This window comes from Micromonospora sp. B11E3, from assembly GCF_039871625.1.
Lineage (GTDB): Bacteria > Actinomycetota > Actinomycetes > Mycobacteriales > Micromonosporaceae > Micromonospora.
Genome location: NZ_JBDPMC010000005.1, coordinates 84,996 through 108,951, shown reverse-complemented (window position 1 = coordinate 108,951; position 23,956 = coordinate 84,996). Strand labels below are relative to the sequence as shown.

General features: G+C 73.2%; 17 protein-coding genes. 10 read left to right on the top strand and 7 right to left on the bottom strand.

The window, feature by feature from the left end; all coding sequences use genetic code 11:
• Window positions 1-4 precede the first annotated feature (4 nt).
• Entirely contained in the window at window positions 5-751 is a 747-nt protein-coding gene (locus tag ABGB16_RS04590; RefSeq protein WP_347666683.1) for an oxidoreductase, read from the bottom strand.
• Between the two features lie 249 nt (window positions 752-1,000).
• On the opposite strand from ABGB16_RS04590, the gene acs reads away from it, so the two are divergent.
• The 5 genes from acs to ABGB16_RS04565 all read left to right on the top strand — a co-directional run bounded on the left by acs (window position 1,001) and on the right by ABGB16_RS04565 (window position 12,464).
• Window positions 1,001-2,992, top strand: a complete 1,992-nt coding sequence (gene acs / locus ABGB16_RS04585) for an acetate--CoA ligase (protein ID WP_347666682.1) — start codon at window positions 1,001-1,003, stop codon at window positions 2,990-2,992.
• A 262-nt stretch (window positions 2,993-3,254) separates the two neighbouring features.
• Window positions 3,255-6,044, top strand: coding sequence for an immune inhibitor A domain-containing protein (locus tag ABGB16_RS04580; RefSeq protein WP_347666681.1), 2,790 nt, complete (start codon window positions 3,255-3,257; stop codon window positions 6,042-6,044).
• 377 nt (window positions 6,045-6,421) lie between these two features.
• Window positions 6,422-8,728, top strand: a complete 2,307-nt coding sequence (locus ABGB16_RS04575) for an immune inhibitor A domain-containing protein (protein ID WP_347666680.1) — start codon at window positions 6,422-6,424, stop codon at window positions 8,726-8,728.
• A 306-nt stretch (window positions 8,729-9,034) separates the two neighbouring features.
• Window positions 9,035-11,422: an immune inhibitor A domain-containing protein gene (locus ABGB16_RS04570; protein ID WP_347666745.1), complete on the top strand. Its 2,388-nt coding sequence runs from the start codon at window positions 9,035-9,037 to the stop codon at window positions 11,420-11,422.
• 109 nt (window positions 11,423-11,531) lie between these two features.
• Window positions 11,532-12,464 (top strand): alpha/beta hydrolase, encoded by a 933-nt coding sequence (locus ABGB16_RS04565; protein ID WP_347666679.1) that lies wholly within the window; start codon window positions 11,532-11,534, stop codon window positions 12,462-12,464.
• Between the two features lie 13 nt (window positions 12,465-12,477).
• Here ABGB16_RS04565 and ABGB16_RS04560 read toward each other — a convergent pair whose 3' ends face one another.
• Both ABGB16_RS04560 and ABGB16_RS04555 read right to left on the bottom strand, forming a co-directional pair.
• Complete coding sequence (locus ABGB16_RS04560) at window positions 12,478-12,843, bottom strand: hypothetical protein (RefSeq protein WP_347666678.1); 366 nt, start codon at window positions 12,841-12,843, stop codon at window positions 12,478-12,480.
• A complete protein-coding gene (locus tag ABGB16_RS04555) occupies window positions 12,840-16,040 on the bottom strand; it encodes an SseB family protein (protein WP_347666677.1) in 3,201 nt (1,066 codons plus the stop codon). Before ABGB16_RS04555 ends, ABGB16_RS04560 begins: the two co-directional genes overlap by 4 nt.
• A gap of 152 nt (window positions 16,041-16,192) precedes the next feature.
• Here ABGB16_RS04555 and mycP point away from each other — a divergent pair, with 152 nt between their 5' ends.
• Entirely contained in the window at window positions 16,193-17,431 is a 1,239-nt protein-coding gene (gene mycP / locus ABGB16_RS04550; RefSeq protein WP_347666676.1) for a type VII secretion-associated serine protease mycosin, read from the top strand.
• Window positions 17,432-17,579: 148 nt separating this feature from the next.
• Here the strand turns inward: mycP and ABGB16_RS04545 are convergent, their stop codons facing one another.
• Window positions 17,580-17,873 (bottom strand): WXG100 family type VII secretion target, encoded by a 294-nt coding sequence (locus ABGB16_RS04545; RefSeq protein WP_347666675.1) that lies wholly within the window; start codon window positions 17,871-17,873, stop codon window positions 17,580-17,582.
• A gap of 27 nt (window positions 17,874-17,900) precedes the next feature.
• Window positions 17,901-18,218, bottom strand: a complete 318-nt coding sequence (locus tag ABGB16_RS04540) for a WXG100 family type VII secretion target (RefSeq protein WP_347666744.1) — start codon at window positions 18,216-18,218, stop codon at window positions 17,901-17,903.
• Window positions 18,219-18,504: 286 nt separating this feature from the next.
• Here ABGB16_RS04540 and eccE point away from each other — a divergent pair, with 286 nt between their 5' ends.
• The 4 genes from eccE (at window position 18,505) to rarD (ending at window position 22,598) form a co-directional block, all read left to right on the top strand.
• On the top strand, window positions 18,505-20,334 hold the full coding sequence (gene eccE / locus ABGB16_RS04535; protein ID WP_347666674.1) for a type VII secretion protein EccE: 1,830 nt from the start codon (window positions 18,505-18,507) through the stop codon (window positions 20,332-20,334).
• A gap of 208 nt (window positions 20,335-20,542) precedes the next feature.
• Complete coding sequence (locus ABGB16_RS04530) at window positions 20,543-20,929, top strand: phage holin family protein (protein ID WP_347666673.1); 387 nt, start codon at window positions 20,543-20,545, stop codon at window positions 20,927-20,929.
• A gap of 233 nt (window positions 20,930-21,162) precedes the next feature.
• Window positions 21,163-21,651, top strand: coding sequence for a GNAT family N-acetyltransferase (locus ABGB16_RS04525; protein ID WP_347666672.1), 489 nt, complete (start codon window positions 21,163-21,165; stop codon window positions 21,649-21,651).
• Window positions 21,648-22,598: an EamA family transporter RarD gene (gene rarD / locus ABGB16_RS04520; RefSeq protein ID WP_347666671.1), complete on the top strand. Its 951-nt coding sequence runs from the start codon at window positions 21,648-21,650 to the stop codon at window positions 22,596-22,598. The genes ABGB16_RS04525 and rarD overlap by 4 nt, the downstream gene beginning before the upstream one ends.
• A gap of 33 nt (window positions 22,599-22,631) precedes the next feature.
• Here the strand turns inward: rarD and ABGB16_RS04515 are convergent, their stop codons facing one another.
• Together ABGB16_RS04515 and ABGB16_RS04510 are read right to left on the bottom strand one after the other, a co-directional pair.
• Window positions 22,632-23,333 carry a zf-HC2 domain-containing protein gene (locus tag ABGB16_RS04515; protein ID WP_347666670.1) on the bottom strand — a complete coding sequence of 234 codons (702 nt, stop codon included), beginning with the start codon at window positions 23,331-23,333 and terminating at the stop codon, window positions 22,632-22,634.
• A complete protein-coding gene (locus ABGB16_RS04510; RefSeq protein ID WP_347666743.1) occupies window positions 23,330-23,824 on the bottom strand; it encodes a sigma-70 family RNA polymerase sigma factor in 495 nt (164 codons plus the stop codon). Before ABGB16_RS04510 ends, ABGB16_RS04515 begins: the two co-directional genes overlap by 4 nt.
• Between the last annotated feature and the right edge of the window lie 132 nt (window positions 23,825-23,956).

Here is a 23,956-nt window from a genome sequence, read left to right as displayed (position 1 = left end):
CCGGTCAGGCGGCAGCGAGGATCTCGTCGCCGACGGCGGTGAGCTGGTCGGCGGCGAGTTCCACGGACGCCATGTAGTGGCGCAGCCAGGAGCGCAGGCCGTCCGGGGTGCCGGTGGCGAACGCGCCGGCCGAGCCGACGTACTCGGGTTCCCGCTCGTGGTGGCCGACGTCGACGCCGATCAGGCCGCGCGGGTCGAAACCGGTGGCGATCAGCACGAGCCGGGCGGCGCCCCGGGCCACCACGCCCGACGGCCCGGCGAACGGCCGCAGCGCCAGCAGCTCGCCGTGCACGACCGCGGCCAGCACCAGCGGGGAGACCTTCGTGCCGCCGGCGACCAGGCCGGCCAGCCCGTCCAGCCGCGCGCCGACCGCCGGGTCGGCCACCGGCCGCCCCAGCTCCTCCCCGGGTACGACGTCGCGCGCGGCGAGCACGTGCAGCCGGGCGAGGACCTGCCGGGGCGCCTGCTGCCAGCGGTCGGCCAGCCCGGGCAGCGCCCCGGCCACCCGCAGCGTCCCCTGGAGCACCGGGTCGGTGACCGTGCCGGCCCGTACGGCCTCGCGCTCGTGGGCGTACCCCTCCAGGGCGGCGCTGGCCACCGCGGACCGGAGGCTGACCTCGGCCGCGACCTGGCCGCCGTGCCGGCGCAGCGCGCGGTGCCGCATCGCCTGGTCGACCCGGTCGCGGGCCCGCTCGACGGCGGGGGCGATGTCGGCGAGCGCGAGCAGCGGGGCGAGCGGATCGTTGGTCACCCGGCCACGCTAACGGCCCGCCCGGCCGCCAGCCGCCCGGATCGGTGCGCCGACCATCCCGCCGCCCCAGGTCGTCGCGGTGCGGAGGGTTCCCCTGCCCCACGGCAGGGCACTTTCTTGCAGCTCGGCGCGCGGCGGGGGCCGCTCGGCGCGGACGGAGTCCGGGAGGTGTCGCGGGGGCGCAGCCGGCAGGGCTAACCTCTGCGAGGGTAGGAGACGCAGGTCACGAAAGCGACGAGGAGTCACGGCATGAGCGAGGCACTGGCCAATCTGCTGAACGAGACCCGGCAGTTCCCGCCCCCGGCCGAACTCGCCGCGAACGCCAACGTCACCGCCGACGCGTACGCGGAGGCCGCCGCGGACCGGCTCGGCTTCTGGGCTAAGCAGGCCGGCCGGCTGACCTGGGCCCGGCAGTGGGACGAGGTGCTCGACTGGTCGAACCCGCCGTTCGCGAAGTGGTTCGTCGGCGGGCAGCTCAACGTGGCGTACAACTGCCTGGACCGGCACGTCGAGGCCGGTCGGGGCGACCGGGTGGCCATCCACTGGGAGGGCGAGCCGGGCGACACCCGCACCCTCACCTACGCCGACCTGCACAAGCTGACCTGCCAGGCCGCGAACGCGCTCACGGAGCTGGGTGTGACGGCCGGCGACCGGGTGGCGATCTACATGCCGATGATCCCGGAGGCGGCGGTGGCCATGCTGGCCTGCGCCCGGATCGGCGCCACCCACAGCGTGGTGTTCGGCGGCTTCTCCGTCGACGCGCTGACCAACCGGATCCAGGACGCCACCGCCAAGGTGGTCATCACCGCCGACGGTGGGTACCGGCGGGGCAAGCCGTCCGCGCTGAAGCCGACCGTGGACGAGGCGGTGGCGAACTGCCCGTCGGTGGAGCACGTGCTGGTCGTCCGCCGCACCGGCGAGGAAGTCGCCTGGTCGGGCAGGGACCGCTGGTGGCACGAGACGGTGGAGCAGGCGTCGCCGGAGCACGACGCGCAGCCGTTCGACGCCGAGCACCCGCTGTTCATCCTCTACACCAGCGGCACCACGGCCCGGCCGAAGGGCATCCTGCACACCACCGGCGGCTACCTGACCCAGACGTCGTACACGACGCACGCGGTGTTCGACCTGAAGCCGGAGACCGACGTCTACTGGTGCACGGCCGACATCGGCTGGGTGACCGGCCACTCCTACATCGTGTACGGCCCGCTCTCCAACGGCGCCACGCAGGTGATGTACGAGGGCACCCCGGACACGCCGCACAAGGGCCGGTTCTGGGAGATCGTCGACAAGTACAAGGTGAGCATCCTGTACACCGCGCCGACGCTGATCCGCACGATGATGAAGTGGGGCGAGGACATCCCCGCCGGGTACGACCTGTCCTCGCTGCGCCTGCTGGGCAGCGTCGGCGAGCCGATCAACCCGGAGGCGTGGATGTGGTACCGCCAGCACGTCGGCCGGGGCCGGCTGCCGATCGTCGACACCTGGTGGCAGACCGAGACCGGGGCGGTCATGATCTCGCCGCTGCCCGGTGTCACCGAGGCCAAGCCGGGCTCGGCGATGACGCCGCTGCCGGGCATCGTCGCCGACGTGGTGGACGACCAGGGGCAGTCGGTGCCCAACGGCGGCGGCGGTTACCTGGTGCTGGGCGAGCCGTGGCCGTCGATGCTGCGCACCATCTGGGGCGACGACAACCGGTTCCTCGAGACGTACTGGTCCCGGTTCGGGGCGGGCGCCGGAAACGGCGGCGGCGAGTGGGTCTACTTCGCCGGGGACGGGGCCAAGAAGGACGACGACGGGCACGTCTGGCTGCTCGGCCGGGTCGACGACGTGATGCTGGTGTCCGGGCACAACATCTCCACGACGGAGGTGGAGTCGGCGCTCGTCAGCCACCCGTCGGTGGCGGAGGCGGCGGTGGTGGGCGCCACCGACCCGACCACCGGGCAGGCGATCGTGGCGTTCACCATCCCGCGCGGAAACGTTGACACCGCCGGCGAGGCGGGCGAGAAGCTCATCGCCGACCTGCGTAACCACGTCGCGAAGACGCTCGGCCCGATCGCCAAGCCCCGGCAGATCATGCTGGTGCCGGAGCTGCCGAAGACCCGCTCCGGCAAGATCATGCGCCGGCTGCTGCGGGACGTGGCGGAGAACCGGTCGCTGGGCGACGTCACCACGCTCCAGGACTCCTCGGTCATGGACCTGATCTCCTCCGGCATGTCCGGCGGGAAGTCCGACGAGGACTGACGCCAGGCGTACCCCCTCGGTGGGTGACGGTCCGCGCGGACCGTCACCCACCGTTCTTTTTCTCCTAGGTACGACGACGGACGGTGACCACGGCCCGTCAGACGGTCGGTGGAGGCGGACCGGCCTGAACGGACACAGGGGACGCTCGCCCCTGTTGGTTGGAATCGTTCTGTTCTAGGTTCAGCCGCATCGGCCGGTTGACAGTCGTCGTTGCGGCGTACAGCCGGACGGTTTCCTCTCCCATGCCCGAGAACGGAGCGGCATGCACATCAATCCCCGAAACGGGTCACGCCGACGCCTACTCGTCGCGCTGCCCGCCATCGCCCTCGCGGCCACGTCACTGACCGTGACCGGCACCGCGTCGGCCGAGACGTCCAGTCCCCGGGCGATCATCGGTGCGGACGAGCACTACATCAACTACGCCGAGCCCGAGGTGCAGCCGGACACCGCGGGTAAGGAGGTGAAGGGCGCCGACGGCGTCTACACCGCGGCCGCCGACGAGGCGCGGGCGTACGACCGCAAGTTCGCCGGCGGCAACCCGGTGACGGCGAGGCAGCTGGCGAAGCTCGAGGCCCAGTCGATCAAGACGGGCAAGAGCCCCCGGCAGATCAAGCAGGCGCCGGCCACGCAGCGCGCGAAGCTGCTGACCCTGCTGGTGGAGTTCAACGACCAGGCCAACGACGACTTCACCAACGTGATGGTCCCGAAGACGGTGTTCGAGGACCGCACCTGCGTCCCCGGCACGGTGCAGAACGGGCCGCGGCACAACAACATCCCGGACCCGGCGACCCTGCCGCACGAGGACAACAACAGCATGTGGGTGCCGGACTTCTCCCCGGCCCACTACGACAAGATGCTCTACACCAAGGAGGGCATCACCGAGCGGGTCCGCACGGACCTGACCGGGCCGGACGGCAAGCCGGGCATCAGCCTCGCCGGCCGGACCATGCACAACATGTACCTGGAGATGTCCAAGGGCGCGTACACGGTCGACGGGCAGGCCAGCCCGTGGATCACCGTGCCGCACTCGGAGGGCTGGTACGCGGCCTCCCGCTGCTTCCAGGACGAGAACGGCAACTGGGTCGCCGGCCGGCAGCAGGCGATGAACGGCCACCCGGACAACCCCGCCGGCGCGAGCCGGCTCGCCACGGACGCCATCGAGGCCCTCGCGCAGACGGACCCGGACTTCCCGTGGGCCGACTACGACATCGAGGACCAGGGCGACCGCGACGGTGACGGCAACCTCTTCGAGCCGGACGGCGTGATCGACCACCTGGTGCTGGTGCACGCCGGCCAGGGCAAGTCCCGCGGCGGCGGCGCCGAGGGCGTCTACGCCGTCTGGGCGCACTCCTCGACGGTTGCCGGCGGCTACACCATCCCCGGGACCAACCTCCAGGTGGCGAACTACATCGTGCAGCCGGAGGACGCCGGCGTCGGCGTCTTCGCCCACGAGTACGGCCACGACCTGGGCCTGCCGGACCTGTACGACACCTCCGGCAACGCCGACTCGGACGTCGACTTCTGGGACCTGATGGCCTCCGGGTCGCACAGCGGCGAGATCTTCCAGGCGCTGCCGACGCACATGGGCCTGTGGGACAAGTGGGTGCTCGGCTGGGCCGACCCCGTCACGATCGCCCCCGGCTCCGACCCGCGCACCGTGCAGCTCGGCCAGACCTCGCGTACCCCGGTCGGCACCGCGGACGGCATCAAGGTCGACCTGCCGAACAAGGTGATCACCCTGGCCACGCCGCACAGCGGCGGGAACATGTGGCACAGCGGTGCCGACCAGAACTGGGCGGACGTCCGGCTGACCCGCCAGGTGGCGGTGCCGGCGGCGGCCGACGCGAAGTTCTGGATGTGGAACAACTACGTCATCGAGGCGGACTGGGACTACGGCTTCGTCGAGGTGTCGACCGACGGCGGGGCGACCTGGTCCGAGCAGAAGGTCTACGACTCCACCGGCGCCGTGGTCACCACGCCGGACAACTACGCCGACCCGAACGGCCGGATGGTCGACTTCGGCAACAAGAAGTACGGCCTGACCGGTGACACGCACGGCTGGCGGCACGACTACGTCGACCTGTCGGCGTACGCGGGCCAGACGGTGCAGGTGCGGCTCCGCTACGCCACGGACGAGGCGTTCGTGGAGCGCGGCTGGTTCGCCGACGACTTCTCGGTCACCGGCGGCGGCGCCACCACCTGGAGCGACGACGTCGAGGGCGGCGCGAACGGCTGGACCGCCACCGTCGGCACCTTCACCGACACCACGGGCGCGGGCTGGCGGACGAACTCGGGCACCGAGGTGCGGGCGCACTACTACCTGGCCGAGTGGCGCAACTTCGACGGCTTCGACGCCGGCCTGAAGTACACCTACGACACGGTGTACTCGCGCGACGCGTGGAAGGTCGACCGGGTCTCGTACAACGCCCCGGGCATGCTGGTCTGGTACCGGGACACGGCGCTGGGCGACGTGAACCACGTGACCGCGCAGCTGACCGCGCTGCCGAGCTACGGCGCCAAGGGCGGCCTGCTGATCGTGGACTCGCACTTCGACCCGTACCGGCGGCAGGGCGAGGCGGCGGTGAAGGACCCGTCGACGCTGGACAACCTGCCCAGCCGTCCGCAGTCGGCCAATGCCGCGTTCGGTCTCAACCCGACGTACCCGTTCCGTGAGTGCCTGGAGGCGGCGAACGAGCCGTACAGCGAGTACTGCACGGACTTCGGTGCGCAGGCTCCGGTGTCGGCGTTCAGCGACGCCAAGACCTGGTACCCGGGCATCGAGATCCGCAACGGTTCGGCGTTCGCCCGGGACAGCGACGCCTCGGTGGTGCTGCCGTCGCGGGGCAACGCCCCGTACACGACCCGGGTGACCAACCCGGACGGCACCCCGGCGCCGTCCTTCTACGGGGCCGTCCTCGGTGGCGGCGCAATCGTGCTGGGCACCGGCAACCCCGGTGACCAGGGCGTGAACTACGGCGTCACGCTGACGATCACGAAGGCCGCGAAGGACAACTCGTACGCCACGGTGAAGGTCACGGCCGCGACGCCCTGACCCCGCACCGGCGCGTCGAACACCCGGCGGGGCCTGCCCGGAGCACACTGCTCCGGGCGGGTCCCGCCGTTCGTCGTCTCGGCCCTCTTCCCATCGACCCGTGCGACGTTTTCGAAGTCGCCGGCGCTCCCTGCCGGGGGCTCCACAACTTCGCCCGGCCCCCGTGATCGTGGCCAAAACGTAACGCGAACCAGAGTCGGATTGCTGCGCCGATTGCACCTGATTTGAAAGCTTTCCGCACGTCCGTTCAACGTTTTCCTGACCGTATTGCCTCGTGACAACCGTCGTTGGCTCTGCCAGGGTGAGGAACGCATCGCGTGACAGGGCCGGCCTCGGCCGCGCCCGTCATGTAACACATCCACAAAGGAGGAGGACCTTTGAGGAGACGAGTCACGGCGGGCCTGGCCTCGGCCGCGGCCGCGCTGCTGGCGGCCGGTGTCGTCACGGCCCCGGCGTCCGCTGCTCCGACGGCGGAGCCGGCTTCCGGCGCCGACAAGGCGAAGCACGGCAAGGACAACCTCCCCGATCCGATGGCGGATCAGCGGCGGGAGGTCCGTAAGCAGGCGATCGCCGACCTGCTGAAGGGCAAGGCCAAGCTTCAGACGCGCAACGGCTCGAAGGTCATCCAGGTCAAGGACGACCTCTTCGTCGAGTACCAGCAGGCCCCGAAGACCGACCCGATCTTCACGATGCTGGTCCAGTTCGGCAACCAGACCGACCCGCGGACCGGCGGAACCCCCGGCCCGAAGGTCAACCAGATCCCCCAGCCGGACCGCAACTGGGACGGCAGCGCCACCGACGACAACAGCACCCTGTGGCGGTCCAACTTCGACCGGGCCCACTACCTGGAGATGTTCTACGGCCAGGGTGAGTCGATGCGGGACTTCTACCTCAAGCAGTCCGGCGGCCGGTACACCGTCGGCGGCGACGTGAGCGACTGGGTCACCGTGCCCTTCAACGAGGCCCGGTACGGCAGCAACGCCATCTCCGAGGCCGACGGCTACTGGAACTTCGTCAAGGACACCGCGACGTCCTGGTACCAGTCGCAGGTCGCCGCCGGCAAGACGCCGCAGCAGATCAAGGACTACCTCGCGCAGTTCGACGCCTGGGACCGGTACGACTTCGACGGCGACGGCAACTTCAACGAGCCCGACGGCTACATCGACCACTTCCAGGCGGTGCACGCGGGTGAGGGCGAGGAGGCCGGCGGCGGCGCCGAGGGCGAGGACGCCATCTGGTCGCACCGGTGGGCCGCGTTCCCGAACCTGGCCGGCGTCGCCGGTCCGGCGGGCAACCTGGCCGGCGGCGTGCAGATCGGCGACACCGGGATGTGGATCCGTGACTACACCACGGAGCCCGAGAACGGTGGCCTCGGCGTGTTCGCCCACGAGTACGGCCACGACCTCGGTCTGCCGGACTACTACGACACCGCGGGTGGCGACAACGGGGTGGGCTTCTGGAGCCTGATGGCCTCGGGTTCGTGGCTGAGCCACGGCACCGACGACATCGGTTCGACCCCGGGCTACATGGACCCGTACTCGAAGCTGTTCCTGGGCTGGCTGAACTACTCGACGGTCGAGTACGGCAAGGGCACCACCCAGGTGACCCTCGGCCCGGCCGGTGACAGCGACGGCCCGAAGGCTCAGGCCGTCGTGGTGAACCTGCCGCCGACGACCCAGAGCACCTCGTACAACACCCCGTTCGCCGGCGCGAACGAGTGGTGGGGCGGCAGCGCGGACGACCTGAACACCACGCTGACCCGCAGCCTGGACCTGACCGGTGCGACCTCCGCGTCGATCACCGCGAAGGCCTGGTACGACATCGAAGAGGACTACGACTACCTCTACGCCGAGGTGTCCACCAACGGCGGCACCAGCTGGGCCCAGCTGAGCAACTCGCTCATCGACGCCGGCGAGACCGGTGTCGACGGCTCCACCAGCGGCAACTGGGTCGACCTGACCTACGACCTGTCCGCGTACGCCGGGCAGACCGTGCAGTTCCGCTACCGCTACGCCACCGACGGCGGCGTGCACCTCGCGGGCGCGTTCCTGGACAACATCTCCCTCGTCAAGAACGGCGCCGCCGCCTGGACCGACGACGCGGAGACCCTGGACGCGGCGTGGACCGCCAAGGGCTTCACCCGGATGGGTGGCACGGTGACCGACACGTACCCGCGCTTCTACATCGCGGAGAACCGGACGTACTTCGGGTACGACGACACGCTCCGCACCGGTGGGTACAACTACGGTTTCAACAACACCCGCCCGAACTGGGTGGAGCGGTTCTCGGTCCAGCCCGGTCTGCTGGTCTGGTACGTGAACTACGCCTACGGCGACAACAACACCTCGCAGCACCCGGGCTACGGCCTGAACCTGCCGGTCGACGTCCGCCCGGACAAGATCAAGGTTCCCGGCCAGAACAACATCACCAACCGTCGTAACGGCTACGACGCGACGTTCAGCCTGTACACCAAGCCGGCGCAGACCTTCCACCTCAACGGGGTGGCGGTCACCGTTCCGGAGCTGGCTCCGAACCCGGTGTTCAACGACAGCGGCGCGTCGAAGTACTGGACGAGCGGCAACGCCTGGAACTCGGTCAAGGTGGCCGGCACCGGCACCCGGATCGAGATCGTGCAGCAGGGCACCAACCCGACCGACGACATGGTCGTGAGGGTCAGCAACTGATCTGAGGATCAGCTGAAGGGGCCGGTGGCGTCACGCCACCGGCCCCTTTCGCGTCCGCGTCCACCGACCACGGATCGGGATGCTCCGGCGGTCGTTCGGCTCGCCTCCATTGACCGAACGACGGGTGTGAGTGTGACGCCGCGAAGCATTTCCTTCAAAAACTTGCTACAAATCGACGGACGCGTCTTCCCACCCGTCCCAGAAGACTCTATGTTCACCATGAGTCCCATCAGTGGACGTCTACCGGTCCGTACCCCCGTTGGGCCGGTTCCTTCACACCGGAGGTACCACGTGCGCAAAGTCGCAGTGGGTCTGATCGGGCTTTCGTTGACGGCGACGGGACTGGTGGCGGGCACGGCCGCCAGCGCCGCGCCGACGCCGAAGCTCCCGGCGACCGCCCCGTCGGTCGGCGAGCCCGCACAGACTGATCATGATCTGCCCAACCCGCTCGAGGACAAGCGGCGGGCGCTGCGCCAGGAGGGCCTGAGCGAGGTCCTCTCCGGCCGGGCCAAGGCGGAAAAGATCAACGGCAGCACCGTCGTCAAGGTCGGCAAGACCCAGGTCCAGGGGGCGGGCGCCCGCTCGGCCAGGGCCACCGCACAGACGAAGGACCAGTACGTCGAGCTGTCCCGCCAGCAGACCGACCACATCTTCGTGATCCTCGCCGAGTTCGGCAACGAGCGGCACCCGAACTACCCGGACCAGGACACCGACCCGGACACCCCGGGCCCGACCACGTTCGACGGTCCGCAGCGCAACCAGATCCCCCAGCCCAACCGGGCGGTGGACAACTCCACCGTCTGGCAGCCGGACTTCAGCGCCGACCACTTCCGCAACCTGTACTTCGGCACCGGGCAGGGCGACGAGTCGCTGAAGCAGTACTACGAGGCCCAGTCCTCGGGCCGGTACAGCGTCGACGGCGTCGTCACCGACTGGGTCAAGGTCCAGTACAACGAGGCCCGGTACGGCCGCTCCGGCGGCTACCCCTGCGGCTCGAACGTCTGCACCAACACCTGGGCGCTGGTCCGCGACGCCGCCAACCAGTGGGTCGCCGGGCAGAAGGCCGCCGGACGCACCGACGCCCAGATCGCCGCCGAGCTCCAGGCGATGGACAAGTGGGACCGCTACGACCACGACGGCGACGGCGACTTCAACGAGCCGGACGGCTACATCGACCACTTCCAGATCGTCCACGCGGGTGGCGACGAGGCCGACGGCGACCCGCACCAGGGTGAGGACGCCATCTGGAGCCACCGCTGGTACGCCTTCGCCTCCGACCAGGGCCGGACCGGCCCGGCCGGCAACCCGCTCGGCGGCACCCAGATCGGCAACACCGGCATCTGGATCGGCGACTACACCATCCAGCCGGAGAACGGCGGCCGGAGCGTCTTCTACCACGAGTACGGCCACGACCTCGGTCTGCCGGACGACTACAACGTCACCAGTGGTGGGGACAACAACAACGAGCACTGGACCCTGATGGCCCAGAGCCGGCTCGGCGCCAAGGACGACGCCGGCATCGGCGAGCGCGGCGGCGACCTGGGCGCCTGGAACAAGCTCCAGCTCGGCTGGCTCGACTACGAGGTCGTCAAGGCCGGCCAGAAGCGCACCCTGGAGCTCGGCCCGCAGGAGTACAACTCCGCCAAGGCGCAGGCCGCGGTGGTGGTGCTCCCGCAGCGGGAGTACACGTTCGACAACGGCGCGCCGTTCGAGGGCACCAAGCAGTTCTTCTCGGGCAACGACGACGACCTGAACACGTCGATGTCGCGGACGATCGACCTCACCGGAAAGACCAGCGCCGCGGTCACGATGAAGGGCCGTTACGCCATCGAGGCGGACTACGACTACCTCTTCTTCGAGGTCTCCACCGACGGTGGCCAGACCTGGAACCCGCAGCCCGGCACGGCCGGCGGCACGGCCTTCAAGGAGATCTCGCCCGGGCGCTTCGCCCTGGACGGCTCCAGCGGCGGCCAGTGGGTCGACGTCAACGTCCCGCTGAACTCCTTCGCCGGCCAGACGGTGCAGTTCCGGCTGCGCTACCAGACCGACGGCGGCGTCTCCGAAGGCGGCTTCTACGGTGACGCCGTCACCGTCACCGCCGACGGGCAGGCCCTGCTCAGCGACGGTGCCGAGGCCGGCGCCAACGGCTGGGCCCTCAACGGCTGGAGCATCGTCGAGGAGACGTACACCCGGCTCTTCGACAACTACTACATCGCCGGCCACCGGTCGTACGTCTCGTACGACAAGTACCTGAAGACCGGCCCGTACTACTTCGGCTACGCGAACACCCGCCCCGACTACGTGGACCACTACGCGTACCAGGAGGGCCTGCTGATCTCGTACTGGAACCTCCGGTACGCGGACAACGACACGTTCGTGCACCCGGGTGAGGGCCGCAACCTCATCATCGACGCCCACCCGCGGCCGATCTACAACCTGACCGGCAACCCCTGGCGGGCCCGCGTCCAGGTCTACGACGCGCCGTTCAGCCTGACGAAGGCGGACTCGTTCACGCTGCACATCAACATCCAGCCCCAGTACATCCGGGGCCAGGCCGCGCAGCCGCTGTTCGACGACACCAAGCAGTACTGGTACCCGGAGCTGCCGAACCACGGCGTCAAGGTCCCGGCCACCGGCACGAAGATCAGGGTGCTGGAGCAGGACGGCACCTCGATCAAGGTCCGTTTCTCCTGATCCACGCGACAACCCGTACCACCGCGATGCCCGGGCAGGTGACCTGCCCGGGCATCGCCCTTTGCGGCCGGCGGGGCGGCCACCGGCACCGGGGACCTAGGCTGGGGCCATGAGCCAGCAGCGCGGCGGCGCCGTCGACGAGTCCTGCGTCCTGACCGAGGGGCCGTGGACGCACCGGTTCGTCGGCGCGAACGGCAGCCGCTTCCACGTCGTCGAGGCGGGCACGGGCCCCATGGTGCTCTTCCTGCACGGCTTCCCCGAACACTGGTGGGCGTGGCACGACATCCTGCCGGCGGTGGCCGACGCCGGGTTCCGGGCGGTCGCGGTCGACCTGCGCGGCTACGGCGCCAGCGACAAGCCACCCCGGGGGTACGACGGCTACACCCTCGCCGCCGACGTCGCCGGCCTGATCCGGGCCCTCGGCGAGCGCTCCGCCACCCTGGTCGGCTCCGGGGCCGGCGGCCTGATCGCCTGGACCGCCGCCTCGTTCCACCCGAAGCTCGTGCGCCGGCTCGTGGTGCTCGGCGCCCCGCACCCGCTGCGGCTACGGGCGGCGATCTTCGCCGACCCGCGCGGGCAGTTCGCCGCCTCCACGCCGACCCTGAAGTTCCAGCTTCCCCGGTACGAGCACGTGCTCACCCGCGACGGCGCGGCGGCGGTCGAGGAGATGCTGCGCCGCTGGGGCGGGCCGCGCTGGGTGCACGGGCCCGACTTCGAGGCGTACGCCCGGCGCTGCCGGGAGGCGATGCGCATCCCGCAGGCGGCGTTCTGCGCGCTGGAGGGCTACCGCTGGGCGTTCCGGTCGGTGCTGCGGCTGCACGGCTACCGGTTCGTCAAGCTGATGCAGAAGCCCCTGGTCACTCCGACGCTGCAACTGCACGGCGCGCTGGACGAGGCCTCGCTGCCGCGTACCGCCCAGGGGTCCGGCCGGTACGTCGTCGCCCCGTACGAGTGGCGGCTGCTGGACGGGGTGGGACACTTCCCGCACGTCGAGGCCCGGGAGGTCGTGCTCGGCGAGATCCTGCGCTGGGCGAAGTCCTGACGGTCGGCCGGGTTCAGAGGCGCTTCTCGCGCAGGTCGGCGACCTCGGCGGCCGGGGCCCAGCCCTGGTAGACCCCGAAGTCGAAGACCTCCAGCCCCATCGCCTGGGCGACCGGCCAGCGCCCGCCGGTGTACTCCACCCGCAGCCAGCCGTCGTGCTCGCCGAGGACGATGAACGGCTGCCCCTGCCAGGTGCAGGTGGTCCGGACGTACGCCAGGTCGTCGAGCTCCGTGGCCGGCACCACCCGGACGTGGCGGCCGGGGCGGACCTCCTCGAACCCGTCGCCGGGCTCCGGCTGGTACAGCCGCACGTCGTCGCCGTCCGGGCTGGCCTGGTACTCCCGCCCGCGCCAGCGGGCCACGTAGCCGTCGCGCATCACGCCTCCTCGACCCGTCGCCAGTGCAGCGCGTCGGTGTCCAGGACGGCGATCGTCCGCTCGGTGCCGTCCGCGCCGATCCGGCACAGCTGCGCGCCGTGCGGCAGCCGGGCGCTGTCCACCTTGAACTCGGCCACGATGTCGCTGCTCTCGCCCGGGGCGAAGCCGTTGCCCCGGAACGGGGGACGCTCGATGACCCAGCCCTCCATGGCCCGCATGGCAGCCTCGTTCTGCCCGCCGTAGGGGATGCGGTAGAGGCTCGGCCGGTAGGCCGGCCAGCGGAGCACGTGGATCTCCTCCGCGTCACGGGAGAACGGCGAGCCCGGATACCCGAGCCCGAGTGCGCCGTACAGCTGGGCCGGGGTGTTCAGGTGGGCCAGCTCGCTGGCGCGGTGCACGAAGCCGGAGACCCGGTCGTAGCCGCGCTCGAGGTAGTACGAGAGCTGGCTCGGGGAGATCACCTTCTGCATCACGACCGGGCGGTTCGGGTCGGCGGGCGGCGGGGCCGGCCGCGGGGCGTTCGCCGGCCGTCCGCCGGCCGTCGGCACCGGCTCCGGCTCGCTGCCCGCGTCGTCGCCGAGCCCCACCTCGGCGGCCCAGTTGGCCAACGCGACGATCTGCTCGCCGGGCAGCTTCGCGCCGACCGGAGTGTTCGGGTTCACCGCGAACGACCAGGCGGCGTCGGGCCAGCGCCGGATGAGCTGCACGAACCTGACCCGTACCGTCTCGACCGGGTCGTCGAGGTGGTCGGCCATCCGCTCCGGGGAGGTGTAGACCACCACGTACGTGTCGCCGTCCAACTGCTCGGTGCGCCACACGAAGCCCGGGTCGCCCGGGCCGCTGTCCGGCGCCGAGTCCCACGCGACCGGCAGCAGCACCCGGGCCAGCAGCAGGGTGCTGAGGAAGCTGTCGGTGCTGCCCGCCCCGGCGGCGACCAGCAGGTTCTCCTCGACCTCGTTGGCCGGCCGGAACTCGGGCGCAGGCGGCGCCACGGGCTCGGGCGCAGGCGGCGCCACCCGTTCAGGCGCAGGCGGCGCCGCAGGTGGCGCGACCCGTTCGGGCGCCGGGTCCACTATGGCCGGGGGCACGTCGGCGGCGGAGGTGGCCGGGCGGAACAGTTCGTCGGCCGGCGCGGCGGACGACCGGGGGGCCGGACGGAAGAGGTCCTCGGCCGGCGCGGCAGGCGGCGTCCGCCCGCCGGGCCCCGATTCGGCGGGTGCCGTACTCGCCGGCTGCTCCGGGGCGGGCCTGGCCACGGCGTCCGCCGGGAGAGTCGTACGCCCGGGGGCGGCTGGGCCGCTGGGCCCGGCGGCTGCCGAGGTGCCGGGCCCGGCGGCTGCCTGGGCGCTGGGCCCGGCGGCGGACGACGCAGGCGGAACGGCCCCCTCAGGCACCGGGTCGACGGCGGGCAGCTCCCGCGACTCGATGACGGTGCCCTCGATGACGATGGGCGAGAAGGAGCGACGCGAGGCGGGCGGCCCGGAGACCGGCTCGGCGGCCGACGGAGCCAACTCCTCCCGCCGCTCGCCGCTCGCCGGGCGCGGCTCCGTGGCCCTCGCGTCGCCCGGTGCGGACCGAGAGCTCGGGAACGCCTGAGCGAGACCGGACACCGGACGGCGGCGGGGCAACTCGTCGCGGGTCCCGGTCGGCCGGCCGGCCTCCTCCCCCGCCGTGCCACCTGAGGGTACGACGGGGCGGGCGGGCGTGACCGGCCGGAACGCCCGCGTCGCCTCCTCGTCGAAAGCGGGCCGAGGCGGCTCGGCGGCCGCGCCGGGCCGCGGGCTTCGGGCGGCCCCGTCGGCAGGGCCGGGAGTCGCCTGCGACGGCTCGGCCAGGCCAGGCGAGAACGCGACGGTCGGCGACTCGGCCAGGCCAGGCGAGAACGCCACCGTCGGCGATTCGGCCGGGCCAGGCGAGAACGCGACGGTCGACGACTCGGCCAGGCCAGGCGAGAACGCCACCGTCGGCGACTCGGCCGGGCCAGCCGGAAACGCGACGGTCCGCGACTCGACGGCGGCGGGCGGGAACGCCACGGTCGGCGGTTCCACCTCCGGCCCGGCGGGGCGGACGGTGGGCGTCGCCTGCTCGCCGACCTGGTCCGGCGCGGTACGCCGGGGGAACGACTGGCTGACGCCGGCGAACCGGGCCGGCGGAACGGCCCGGTCGGCGGGTCGATGTGGTTCGCCGACCGGACGGGCGGCTCGGTTCCGGCTCGACGCCGGCTCGAAGAAGGACGCGGGCGGGTTGGCGGGCCGATCGGCCGGCTCGGCCGTCGGCCCGCTCGGCGAGAGTTCCGCCAACGGCCGCCGTCGCGGCACGCTAAGCCACGCCGATCCGCTGGCGGCCGGTTCGGCCGGAGGTGACACGCCGCGGCCGTCGGCAGGTCGGCCCGGGCCGACCTCGGCCGGACCGGGTCGGGGCCCCGGCGCGGCGCCCTGCCCGTCCCCGTACGGCGGGACCGGCGACCCCGGGCCCGCCTCGGCGGGCCGGCGGTACGGCGGGTTGACCGGCCGGGACACGGTCCTCGCCCCGGCCGCCCCCGGCGAGACGGGCGCCGCCGACGCGACGGTCGGGCCGGGCGCGGGGCCCGTCGGCGGTGGCTGCGCCGGATTGCGTTGCGCCGGGTCGTGTTGCGCCGGATTGCGTTGCGCCAGGTCGTGCTGCGCCAGGTCGTGTTGCGCCGCCTCGGCAGGCGACGACTCGGGCGCACCGGGCTCCCGCGCGTCCCACCCGGGAACCGCGGCGCTGGCCCGGGCCCTGGCCGCCGTCTCGGCGCGCTCCAGGCGCGCCCGGGCACCTATGGTGCGCCCGGGCAACCGCACGTCGCCCCGGGACAACTGGGAGACGAACCAGGCGGGCAGGTACCCCTCGATGGGAAGGCCCGGGTTCACCGCCAGCCACCACTCGTGGTTCGGCCAGTCGCCGGCGAGGTCGGCGTACGCGCTGCGACGGCTGGGGGTGGAGTTCTCGCCCAGGCAGGCGCGCAGCGCGGCAGGTGAGGTGAACGCCAGCACGTGCGTCCGCCCGCCGGTGGTCCACGTGCCCCACCCGGTCGACGCCTGCCCGGCCAGCGCCTCCGCGGGGACCGGCAGCAGCAGTTCGATACGGGCCAGGATCCGGAAGTAGAGCTCCTGGTCGTTGGCGCGGAGCGCGTCCCGCATCGCCGCTTCGGCCTCGGTAGCCGGCTCCCAGTCGGTCACGGCCACCTCTCCTCCCGCGAACAGGCCATAGGCATCGCGTACAACCTACAAGGTAGTTTCAAGATCACAATGGCTGGCGTGCGGCGGCCCACCGGACGGCGCAGATGGAGATAACATCCCGTTCCGGACTCGACACGATACGGAGGGCGTCGATGCCCTGGTCCACCGCGCGCCCGGCCCTCGCCGCGCTGGCGGCGACCCTGCTCGCCGCGCCGGCCACCGCATCACCCGCCGCCGCGACGCGCGCGGTCGCTCCGGGTGCCGCCGCGCGGGCCGTGCCGGGCTGCTCCGCACCGCTCGCCCCGGCCCGGCCGGTCGTGTCCGTCCCGTGGCCCCAGCGGCGATACGCCCCTGAGCGGCTGTCCGCCCTGGCCACCGGGGCCGGGGTGACCGTGGCCGTGATCGACTCCGGAGTGGACCGCGAACACCCGCAACTGTCCGGGCGGGTCCTCGACGGCGCCGACTTCCTCGACGCGGGTGGCGACGGGAGCCGGGACTGCGCGGGACACGGAACGGGGGTGGCGAGCATCATCGCGGCCGTCCCGCACCCGGGCGTCGCGTTCCAGGGCCTGGCGCCCCGGGTCCGCGTACTGCCGGTGCGGGTCAGCGAGCAGCAGGTGGTCGACGGGCGGCAGTCGGGGCGTACGGTCAGCGCCGCCGGCTTCGCCCGCGCCATCCGCTGGGCCGTCGACCACGGCGCCGACGTGCTCAACCTCTCCGTCGTGCTGTACGCCGACAACTCCGCCGTCCGCGCGGCGGTCGGCTATGCCCTCGCGCGGGACGTGGTCGTGGTCGCCGCCGCGGGCAACCTCCACGACAGCGGCGATCCGCGCCCCTACCCGGCCGCGTACGACGGGGTGCTCGGGGTGGGCGCGATCGGCTCCGACGGCCGACGCGCCCAGTTCTCCCAGACCGGCCCGTACGTCGACCTGGTGGCCCCCGGCGGGGAGGTGCTGATGGCCGCCCCGGGGCAGGGCCACCGCCAGGCCGATGGGACCAGCTACGCCGCCCCCTTCGTGGCCGCGACCGCGGCCCTCGTCCGGCAGTACCGGCCCGGGCTGACCGCCGCGCAGGTGGCGCAGCGGATCCTCGCCACGGCCGACCCGGCGCCCGGCGACGGCTCCGGCGGCGGGTACGGCGCGGGGGTGCTCAACCCGTACCGGGCGGTCACCGAGACCGGGGCGGAGCCTACCGGCCGGGTCAGCCAGGCCGCCGGGCTGCCGGTGGACCGCGCCGACCCGGCGGAGCTGGCCTGGCGCGCCCGACGGGCCGCGGCCCGCGAGCGCGCGTTGGCTGTCGCCGCCGTCGCCGGAGCGGTGGTCGCGGGCGCGGTACTGCTGGCCGTGCTGCTACCCCGCGGCATCCGTCGCCGGTGGCGCCCCGCGGCCTGACCGCCCAAGCCACACCCGCCGACGGCGGCCGACACGCCTCCAGCTGCGGCGTCGCCCGGCGGCCTGAGCGCCCAAGCCACACCCGCCGACCGTGGGCGGCACGCCTCCGGCGGCGACGACCGGTCGGACGGGCGCCGCCGCCGGGGGCTCACTGGAACAGGTTGACGTTGCGCTTCTCGGTGTCGAGGTAGTCGGACGCGGAGTCGTCGACCGCGACCTTGATGTCGCGCAGCATTGTTTGGAGGTCCTGCGAGGCGGAGCGCCACCGGGCCTGGCGCTGCTCGTACGCCTGGCGGGCCTCGCCGTCCCAGCTCGCCACCAGCGGGGCGGCGTCCCGCTCGAGCTGCCCGAGCTGGGTGTCCAGCGTGTTCAGCGCCCGCTGGATGTCCGCGCTGGCCTGCTGCAACGCGGCGAAATTGACGACCAGCACACCATGGTCCATCGGATGTTCCCCTTTCCGGGACGGTTGCTACAGCGGCAACTGGATGCCGCGGTTGGTGCCGGCGATCCGGCTGGCGGCCTCGTTGTCGGAGACGTCGTACTGCTGGCCGGCGGTACGGATCGCGGTGGCCGTCTCCCGCAGCGCCCGCTGCAACGCTGCCTGGTCCTGCGCCCACTGCTGCTTGACCTGCTCGAACGAGCGCCCACCGGCGCCCCGCCAGGCCTGCTGCAACACCTCCAGCTCGGCCAGCAGGCCGGACAGCATGCTCTGCAGGGACTGGTCCACCTGCTCGAACTTCGCGGCGGTCTGCTGCATCACCGCGGCTTCTGCCTGGGTCTGGGACACCCCGGACGTCACCTCGCCTCCTCTGTCGTGGCTGGCCGTCGACGCGCCCGCGGCGGACGCACCCTCCGCCCCGCCCGGCGAACGGCGCCGGATCGGGTCGGGGCGGCCAAACTCGTCGCTGACGGTAGCCGCCCCGTGGCCGTCGTGCTACCCCGCCCCGCTCCCCTGTGGACGAACCGGTTCCCGCCGCGTCGGTGCGAAGTCATACCATGACGCAGCGGCACCGACCGCACGGCGTCGTGTCTCCGCCCGCGCGACGTCACCGGGTGAGCGCTGAGGAGGCGCGGTGACGGCCAGCACCACCACGGCACCGGTTCAGCCGGCGCACCGGCAGCCGCTGCCGGCACAGTGCATCCCCGCCGCGGCCCGGCCGGCCACCGGGGTGCGTGCCGGCCAGGTGGTCGCCGCGCAGGTGGCGGTGGCGCTGGTCGCCGCCGCGGCCGGGCGGGGCGTCGGCTGGACGGCCGCCGCCCTGCTGGTGGCCGTGCCGCTGCTGGCCACGGCGTGGGTACGGGTGCGGGGCCGCTGGCTCTCCGCCTGGCTAGCCGTCGCCGTGGGTCACCTCGCCCGCCGCCGCGCCCTGGCTCCGCCCGCCGGCCCGGACGCGCTGCTCGACCTGCTCGCCCCGGGCGCGGCGGTACGCGCGACCGAACTGGCCGGCGGCCCCGCCGCCGTGGTCGACGACGCCGGCGGGCTGATCGCGATCCTGGAACTGGGCGATCCCGGCGACCTGCTCGGCGACGGCCCCCGGGTGCTTCCGGCGCCGTCGACGCTGCTGCCGCCCGCATCGTCGGAGCTGCCCCCGGTCCGCCTCCAACTGCTGCTCTGCGGCAGCCCCGCCCCCGTCGGCGCCGAGGGCGGGAGCACGGTGGCCACCTCCTACCGGCAGCTGACCGACGGGCGGCTGGCCGGCCGGGATCGGGCGCTGCTCGCGGTCCGGGCGCTGCGGGTGGACGGCTGGACCGACGAGGACCTGCGGGCGGCGCTCTCCGGCGTGGTCCGGCGGATCGTCCGCCGGCTCCGGCCGGTGGCCGCCCGACCGCTCGGCGAGCACGCCGCGCTGCGCGTACTCGGGGAACTGGCCCACCACGACGGCGCGGGCCCGGTGCGGGAGTCCTGGCCGACCGTGCGCACCGGAGAGCTGCTGCAGACCACGTTCCGGCTGCGGCGCGGGCCGGACGCGCGGAGCGAGGCCGGGCGCCGCCTGGTGCCCCGGCTGCTCACCCTGCCGGCGGCCGCGACCACGGTTTCGCTGTGCGTCGGCCCGCACACCGGGCGCGACGGCGGCGCGGCGCCGGCCGAGCTGGCCGTACGGCTGGCCGCCTGGACCCCCGCCGAGCTGTCGGTGGCCGCGCAGGCGCTGCGGCGGCTGGTCGGCGGCGCGGGCGGCGAGGTCGACCGGCTCGACGGCGAGCAGCTTCCCGCGCTGGCCGGCACGTTGCCGCTCGCCCTGGCGGCCCCGGGCGCGGCGGTCGGCCCCGCGGCGCTGGACGGGCTGGAGCTGCCGGTCGGCGACGCCGGGCTGATGGTGGGCGCCAACCGGCACGGCGGCGCGGTGACGATCAGGCTGTTCCGGCCGCAGGGTACGCGGCTGATGCTGGTCGGCGGGGTTCGCGTCGCCCAGTTGGTGGCCCTGCGGGCGATGGCGCTGGGCGCTCGGGTGGCGGTGCGGACGACCCGGCCGCGCGCCTGGGAGCCCTTCGTCCGAGGGGTGAACGCGCCCGGCGGTCCGATCTCGGTGCTGCCGCCCGGCCGGCCGCCGGGCGGTGCGCCCGGCTCGCCGCTGCGGCCGCTGCTGCTCGTGCTGGACATGGGTCCGGTGCCGGCGGACGACGTACCGGTGCCGGCGTGGCAGTCCACCCTGGTGGTCCGGGACGATCTCACCCCGGCCGACGCCGACTCGCTGGCCCGCGCCGACCTGGCGGTGCTGCAACCGTTGCGCCCCGGCGAGGCGGCGCTGGCCGGGGCCGCGCTGGGGCTGGGCGGCTCGGCGGACTGGCTGACCCGGATCCGGGAGGACATGGTCGCGGTGGTGAACCGGCGGGCGCTGCGCTGGGCGCTGCTCTCGCCGACGCCGATCGAGTCGCAGCTGATCGGCCATCCCCGCCGGGGATGAGGCCCCGGAGCTCCGGGACGAGGCACAGACCCGGGGACGAGCCGGGGACGGGCCTGCGCACCCGGAACGAGGCCGCAAAGCCGGACGCGGCCCCGGAGCCGGGACGAGGCCACGGGTCCCCCAGCCTGCGATCGGGCCGCCTTCAGGCGTCAGGGGCAGGGCCGCGGCGGGTTCCGCGGTTGGCGGGTCCATGGCACGATCCGGGGCCATGGAATTCCTGAAGGGTCTTCTGATCCGGCTGGGCAGCACGGCGCTGGCCTTCTGGCTGGCCACGCTGCTCATTCCGGGCATCACGCTCGACACGGACTCGGCAACCGAGGCCGTCACCGCGCTGATCCTCGTCGCGGCCATCTTCGGTGTCGTCAACGCCGTACTCCAGCCGATCATCAAGACCGTCGGCTGCGGCTTCTACCTGCTGACCCTCGGCCTGATCGCGCTGGTGGTCAACGGCCTGCTGTTCCTGCTCACGAGCTGGATCGCCGGCGAGGCGGGGCTGCCGTTCCACGTGGCCGGCTTCTGGCCGGAGGCGGTGCTCGGCGCGCTTCTGGTCGGCATCGTCACCTGGCTCCTCGGCGCCGTCCTCGACCGGGACTGACGTTCCGGAGGGAGATCTTGGACAGTTGCCGTCAGCGCGAGACGGCAACTGTCCAAGATCTCGATGGCGCGGCGCGCACCGTGCGGGGCCCGGCCGCGCGCCGGGCCGCGCGGGGGCAGGCCGTGCGGCGCGCGCCGTGCCGGCCGGGCCGCGCGGGGCCCTTGGTGGCGGGGCGGGCCAGGAAGCGGGAATTGACTGGCGAGCACATCAATGAGCAGGGCTAACGTCGGGGCGTGTTCATCCTGACCCGCGACGACGGCTACCAGCTCAGCACCGACCCGGCCCGGCTCGACCTCGACCTCGTGCACCACTGGCTCTCCACCGACGCGTACTGGGCGATCGGGCGGGACCGGGCGACGGTCGAGCGGGCGTTCGACGGCTCGCTGGCATTCGGCGTCTACCGGCCCGGCGACGGCGGCCAGGTGGCCGTGGCCAGGGTCGTCACCGACCGGGCCACCTTCGCCTGGCTCTGCGACGTCTACGTGGACCGGTCCGTCCGCGGTCGCGGGCTCGGCACCTGGCTGGCCGGCGCGGTCCGCGACCACCTGGCCGAGCTCGGCGTACGGCGGATCGTGCTGGCCACCAACGACGCGCACGGCGTGTACGGGAAGGTCGGCTTCACCCCGGTGAACCCGGCCAGCTGGATGGAGTACGACGCCCGGGTGACCCCGCTCACCGGAAAGGAGTCCAACGGGTCGGGGCACCTTACGGTGGAGGCGTGAGCCCGCTCCGCCTCGGATACCTCTACGGCCTCGGCGCGTACCTGCTCTGGGGCTTCTTCCCGCTGTACTTCAAGCTGCTGCGGCCGGCCGGCGCGCTGGAGATCCTGGCACACCGGGTCGTCTGGTCGTTGGCCTTCGTCGCGCTGCTGCTCGCGGCGCTGCGCAACGTCGGCTTCCTGCGGGCGCTGGTTCGCCGGCCCCGGGCGCTGCTCGGGATCTCCGCCGCCGCCGCGTTGATCGCGGTGAACTGGGCCGCGTACATCTACGGGGTGAACTCGGGGCGGGTGGTGGAGACGGCTCTGGGCTACTTCATCAACCCGCTGGTGTCGGTGCTGCTCGGCGTGGGGGTGCTGCGCGAGCGGCTGCGCCCCGCGCAGTGGCTGGCGCTGGGCGTCGGCGGGGCGGCGGTGGCCGTGCTCACGGTCGACTACGGCCGGCTGCCCTGGCTGGCGCTCACCCTCGCGGCGACCTTCGCGGCGTACGGGCTGGTCAAGAAGCGGCTCGCGCTGCCCGCCGCGGAGGGCCTGTTCGTGGAGTCGGCGGTGCTGGCACTGCCCGCCCTCGGGTACCTGGGCTGGCTCGCCGCCGCCGACGACGCCACCTTCGGCCACGTCTCCGCCGGGCACACCGTGCTGCTGGTGCTGGCCGGGGCGGTGACCGCGATCCCGCTGCTGCTGTTCGCCGGTGCGGCCAACCGGCTGCCGCTGACCGCGCTGGGGATGCTCCAGTACCTCACACCGGTCCTCCAGTTCGCCTGCGGCGTGCTGATCTTCCACGAGCCGATGCCGCCGGCCCGCCTCGCCGGCTTCGCGCTGGTCTGGGCGGCGCTGCTGGTCTTCACGACCGACGCCCTCGCCGACGCCCTCGCCCATACCCGTCGCACCCGCCGCACCCCCACCCGCACCGGCCGCGATCTTGCAGTTGCGGCCCCCGGTACGCGGCACTAGTCCGAGACGCCGGGGCAGCAGCGCGGAACGGGGTCAGCGGGCGTCGTAGGTGAGGACCGGGGTGCCGTCGGCGCGGAGGAGTTCCAGCCGGACCAACTCCGATCCCGTGAAGCGGGTGGCACCGGTCAGCCGGACGTCGTCGCCCGGGGCGGCCAGCCACGAGCCGATCTGCTCCGTCGCGCCGTCCGGGCCGTGCGCCACCAGCCGGAACGTGTACGCCTCCCGGTGGCCGGGCCGCCAGTCGTACCCGCAGCGCATGGTGACCTCGGTGCCCCACGCCGTGCCGGTGAGCCCCACCTCCGCGTGCACCGGCACGGTGGCGGCGACCGGCCGCATGGCGGCCATGGGCACCTGCGGGGCGGGCGTACCGGTGACCTGGGGGGCGGGCCGGAGCGCGGTGGCCGAGCCGAACCCGGCGAACAGGGCCACGGCGGCCGCGGCGAGCGCGGTCAGGGCGTACCGGCGGCGGGTGGCCCACCGCTCGCGGCGGCGGCGGTCCCGGGCGGCGGCGAGCAGCGCGGGCACCCGGGTCTCCTCCCGCGCCGGCGGCAGGATCTGCCCCAGGTCCGCCGGGTCGAGCCGGCCAAGCAAACCGGGCAGTACGGCGACCTCGGCGACGGACTCGCGGCAGGAGGCGCAGCCGGCCAGGTGCCGCTCGTAGGCGGCGCGTTCGGCGGGGGCGAGCGCGCCGAGCACGTACGCGCCGTCGTCGTACGCGAACTCGCAGCGGCTCATTCGGTCACTCCCATCTCGGCCAGCACCAACCGTAGTGAGCGCAGCGCGTAGTGGGTGCGGGACTTGACCGTCCCCGGCGGCACGCCCAGCCGGGCCGCCGCCTCGGCGACCGACCGTCCCTGGTAGAAGCACTCGATCAGCACCTCCCGGTGGGGCTGGCTGAGCCGGTTGAGTGCCTCGGCGACGGTCCACGCCTCCACCGCCCGCTCCGCCTCGTCGACCGCCTCCGAGGGCTCCGGCAGCTCGTCGGTGTAGATCTCGCCGACCCGGGTGGAGCGGCGCCGCCAGGCGTCGATGGCCAGGTTCCGGGCGGTGGTGAAGAGCCATGCCCGCACGGAGCCCCGCGCCGGGTCCAGCGCCTCCGGGTGCCGCCAGGCCCGCAGCAGCGTCTCCTGCACCAGGTCCTCGGCCCGCGACCGGTCGCCGTGGACCAGCCGCAGGGCGTGTGCGAACAGCGCGTCGGCGTGTTCGGAGTGCAGCGCGCGCAGCAGTTGGGCGTCGTCGTCGCCGATGACGGCCTCCTCCCTCTCACCCGACGGGTCCAGCGTTGCATCCGGCCGGAAACACGCGCGGTCGCGCCGATCGGTTCACCGCAGGTCGGCGGCGGCCCGACGGACAGGTGT

Bases quoted from the DNA above. Each gene is read 5' to 3' on its own strand.
- ABGB16_RS04545 (WP_347666675.1), bottom strand. From the start codon at position 17,873: ATGGACCATGGTGTGCTGGTCGTCAATTTCGCCGCGTTGCAGCAGGCC.
- ABGB16_RS04530 (WP_347666673.1), top strand. From the start codon at position 20,543: ATGGAATTCCTGAAGGGTCTTCTGATCCGGCTGGGCAGCACGGCGCTG.
- acs (WP_347666682.1), top strand. From the start codon at position 1,001: ATGAGCGAGGCACTGGCCAATCTGCTGAACGAGACCCGGCAGTTCCCG.
- mycP (WP_347666676.1), top strand. From the start codon at position 16,193: ATGCCCTGGTCCACCGCGCGCCCGGCCCTCGCCGCGCTGGCGGCGACC.
- ABGB16_RS04565 (WP_347666679.1), top strand. From the start codon at position 11,532: ATGAGCCAGCAGCGCGGCGGCGCCGTCGACGAGTCCTGCGTCCTGACC.
- ABGB16_RS04515 (WP_347666670.1), bottom strand. From the start codon at position 23,333: ATGAGCCGCTGCGAGTTCGCGTACGACGACGGCGCGTACGTGCTCGGC.
- ABGB16_RS04580 (WP_347666681.1), top strand. From the start codon at position 3,255: ATGCACATCAATCCCCGAAACGGGTCACGCCGACGCCTACTCGTCGCG.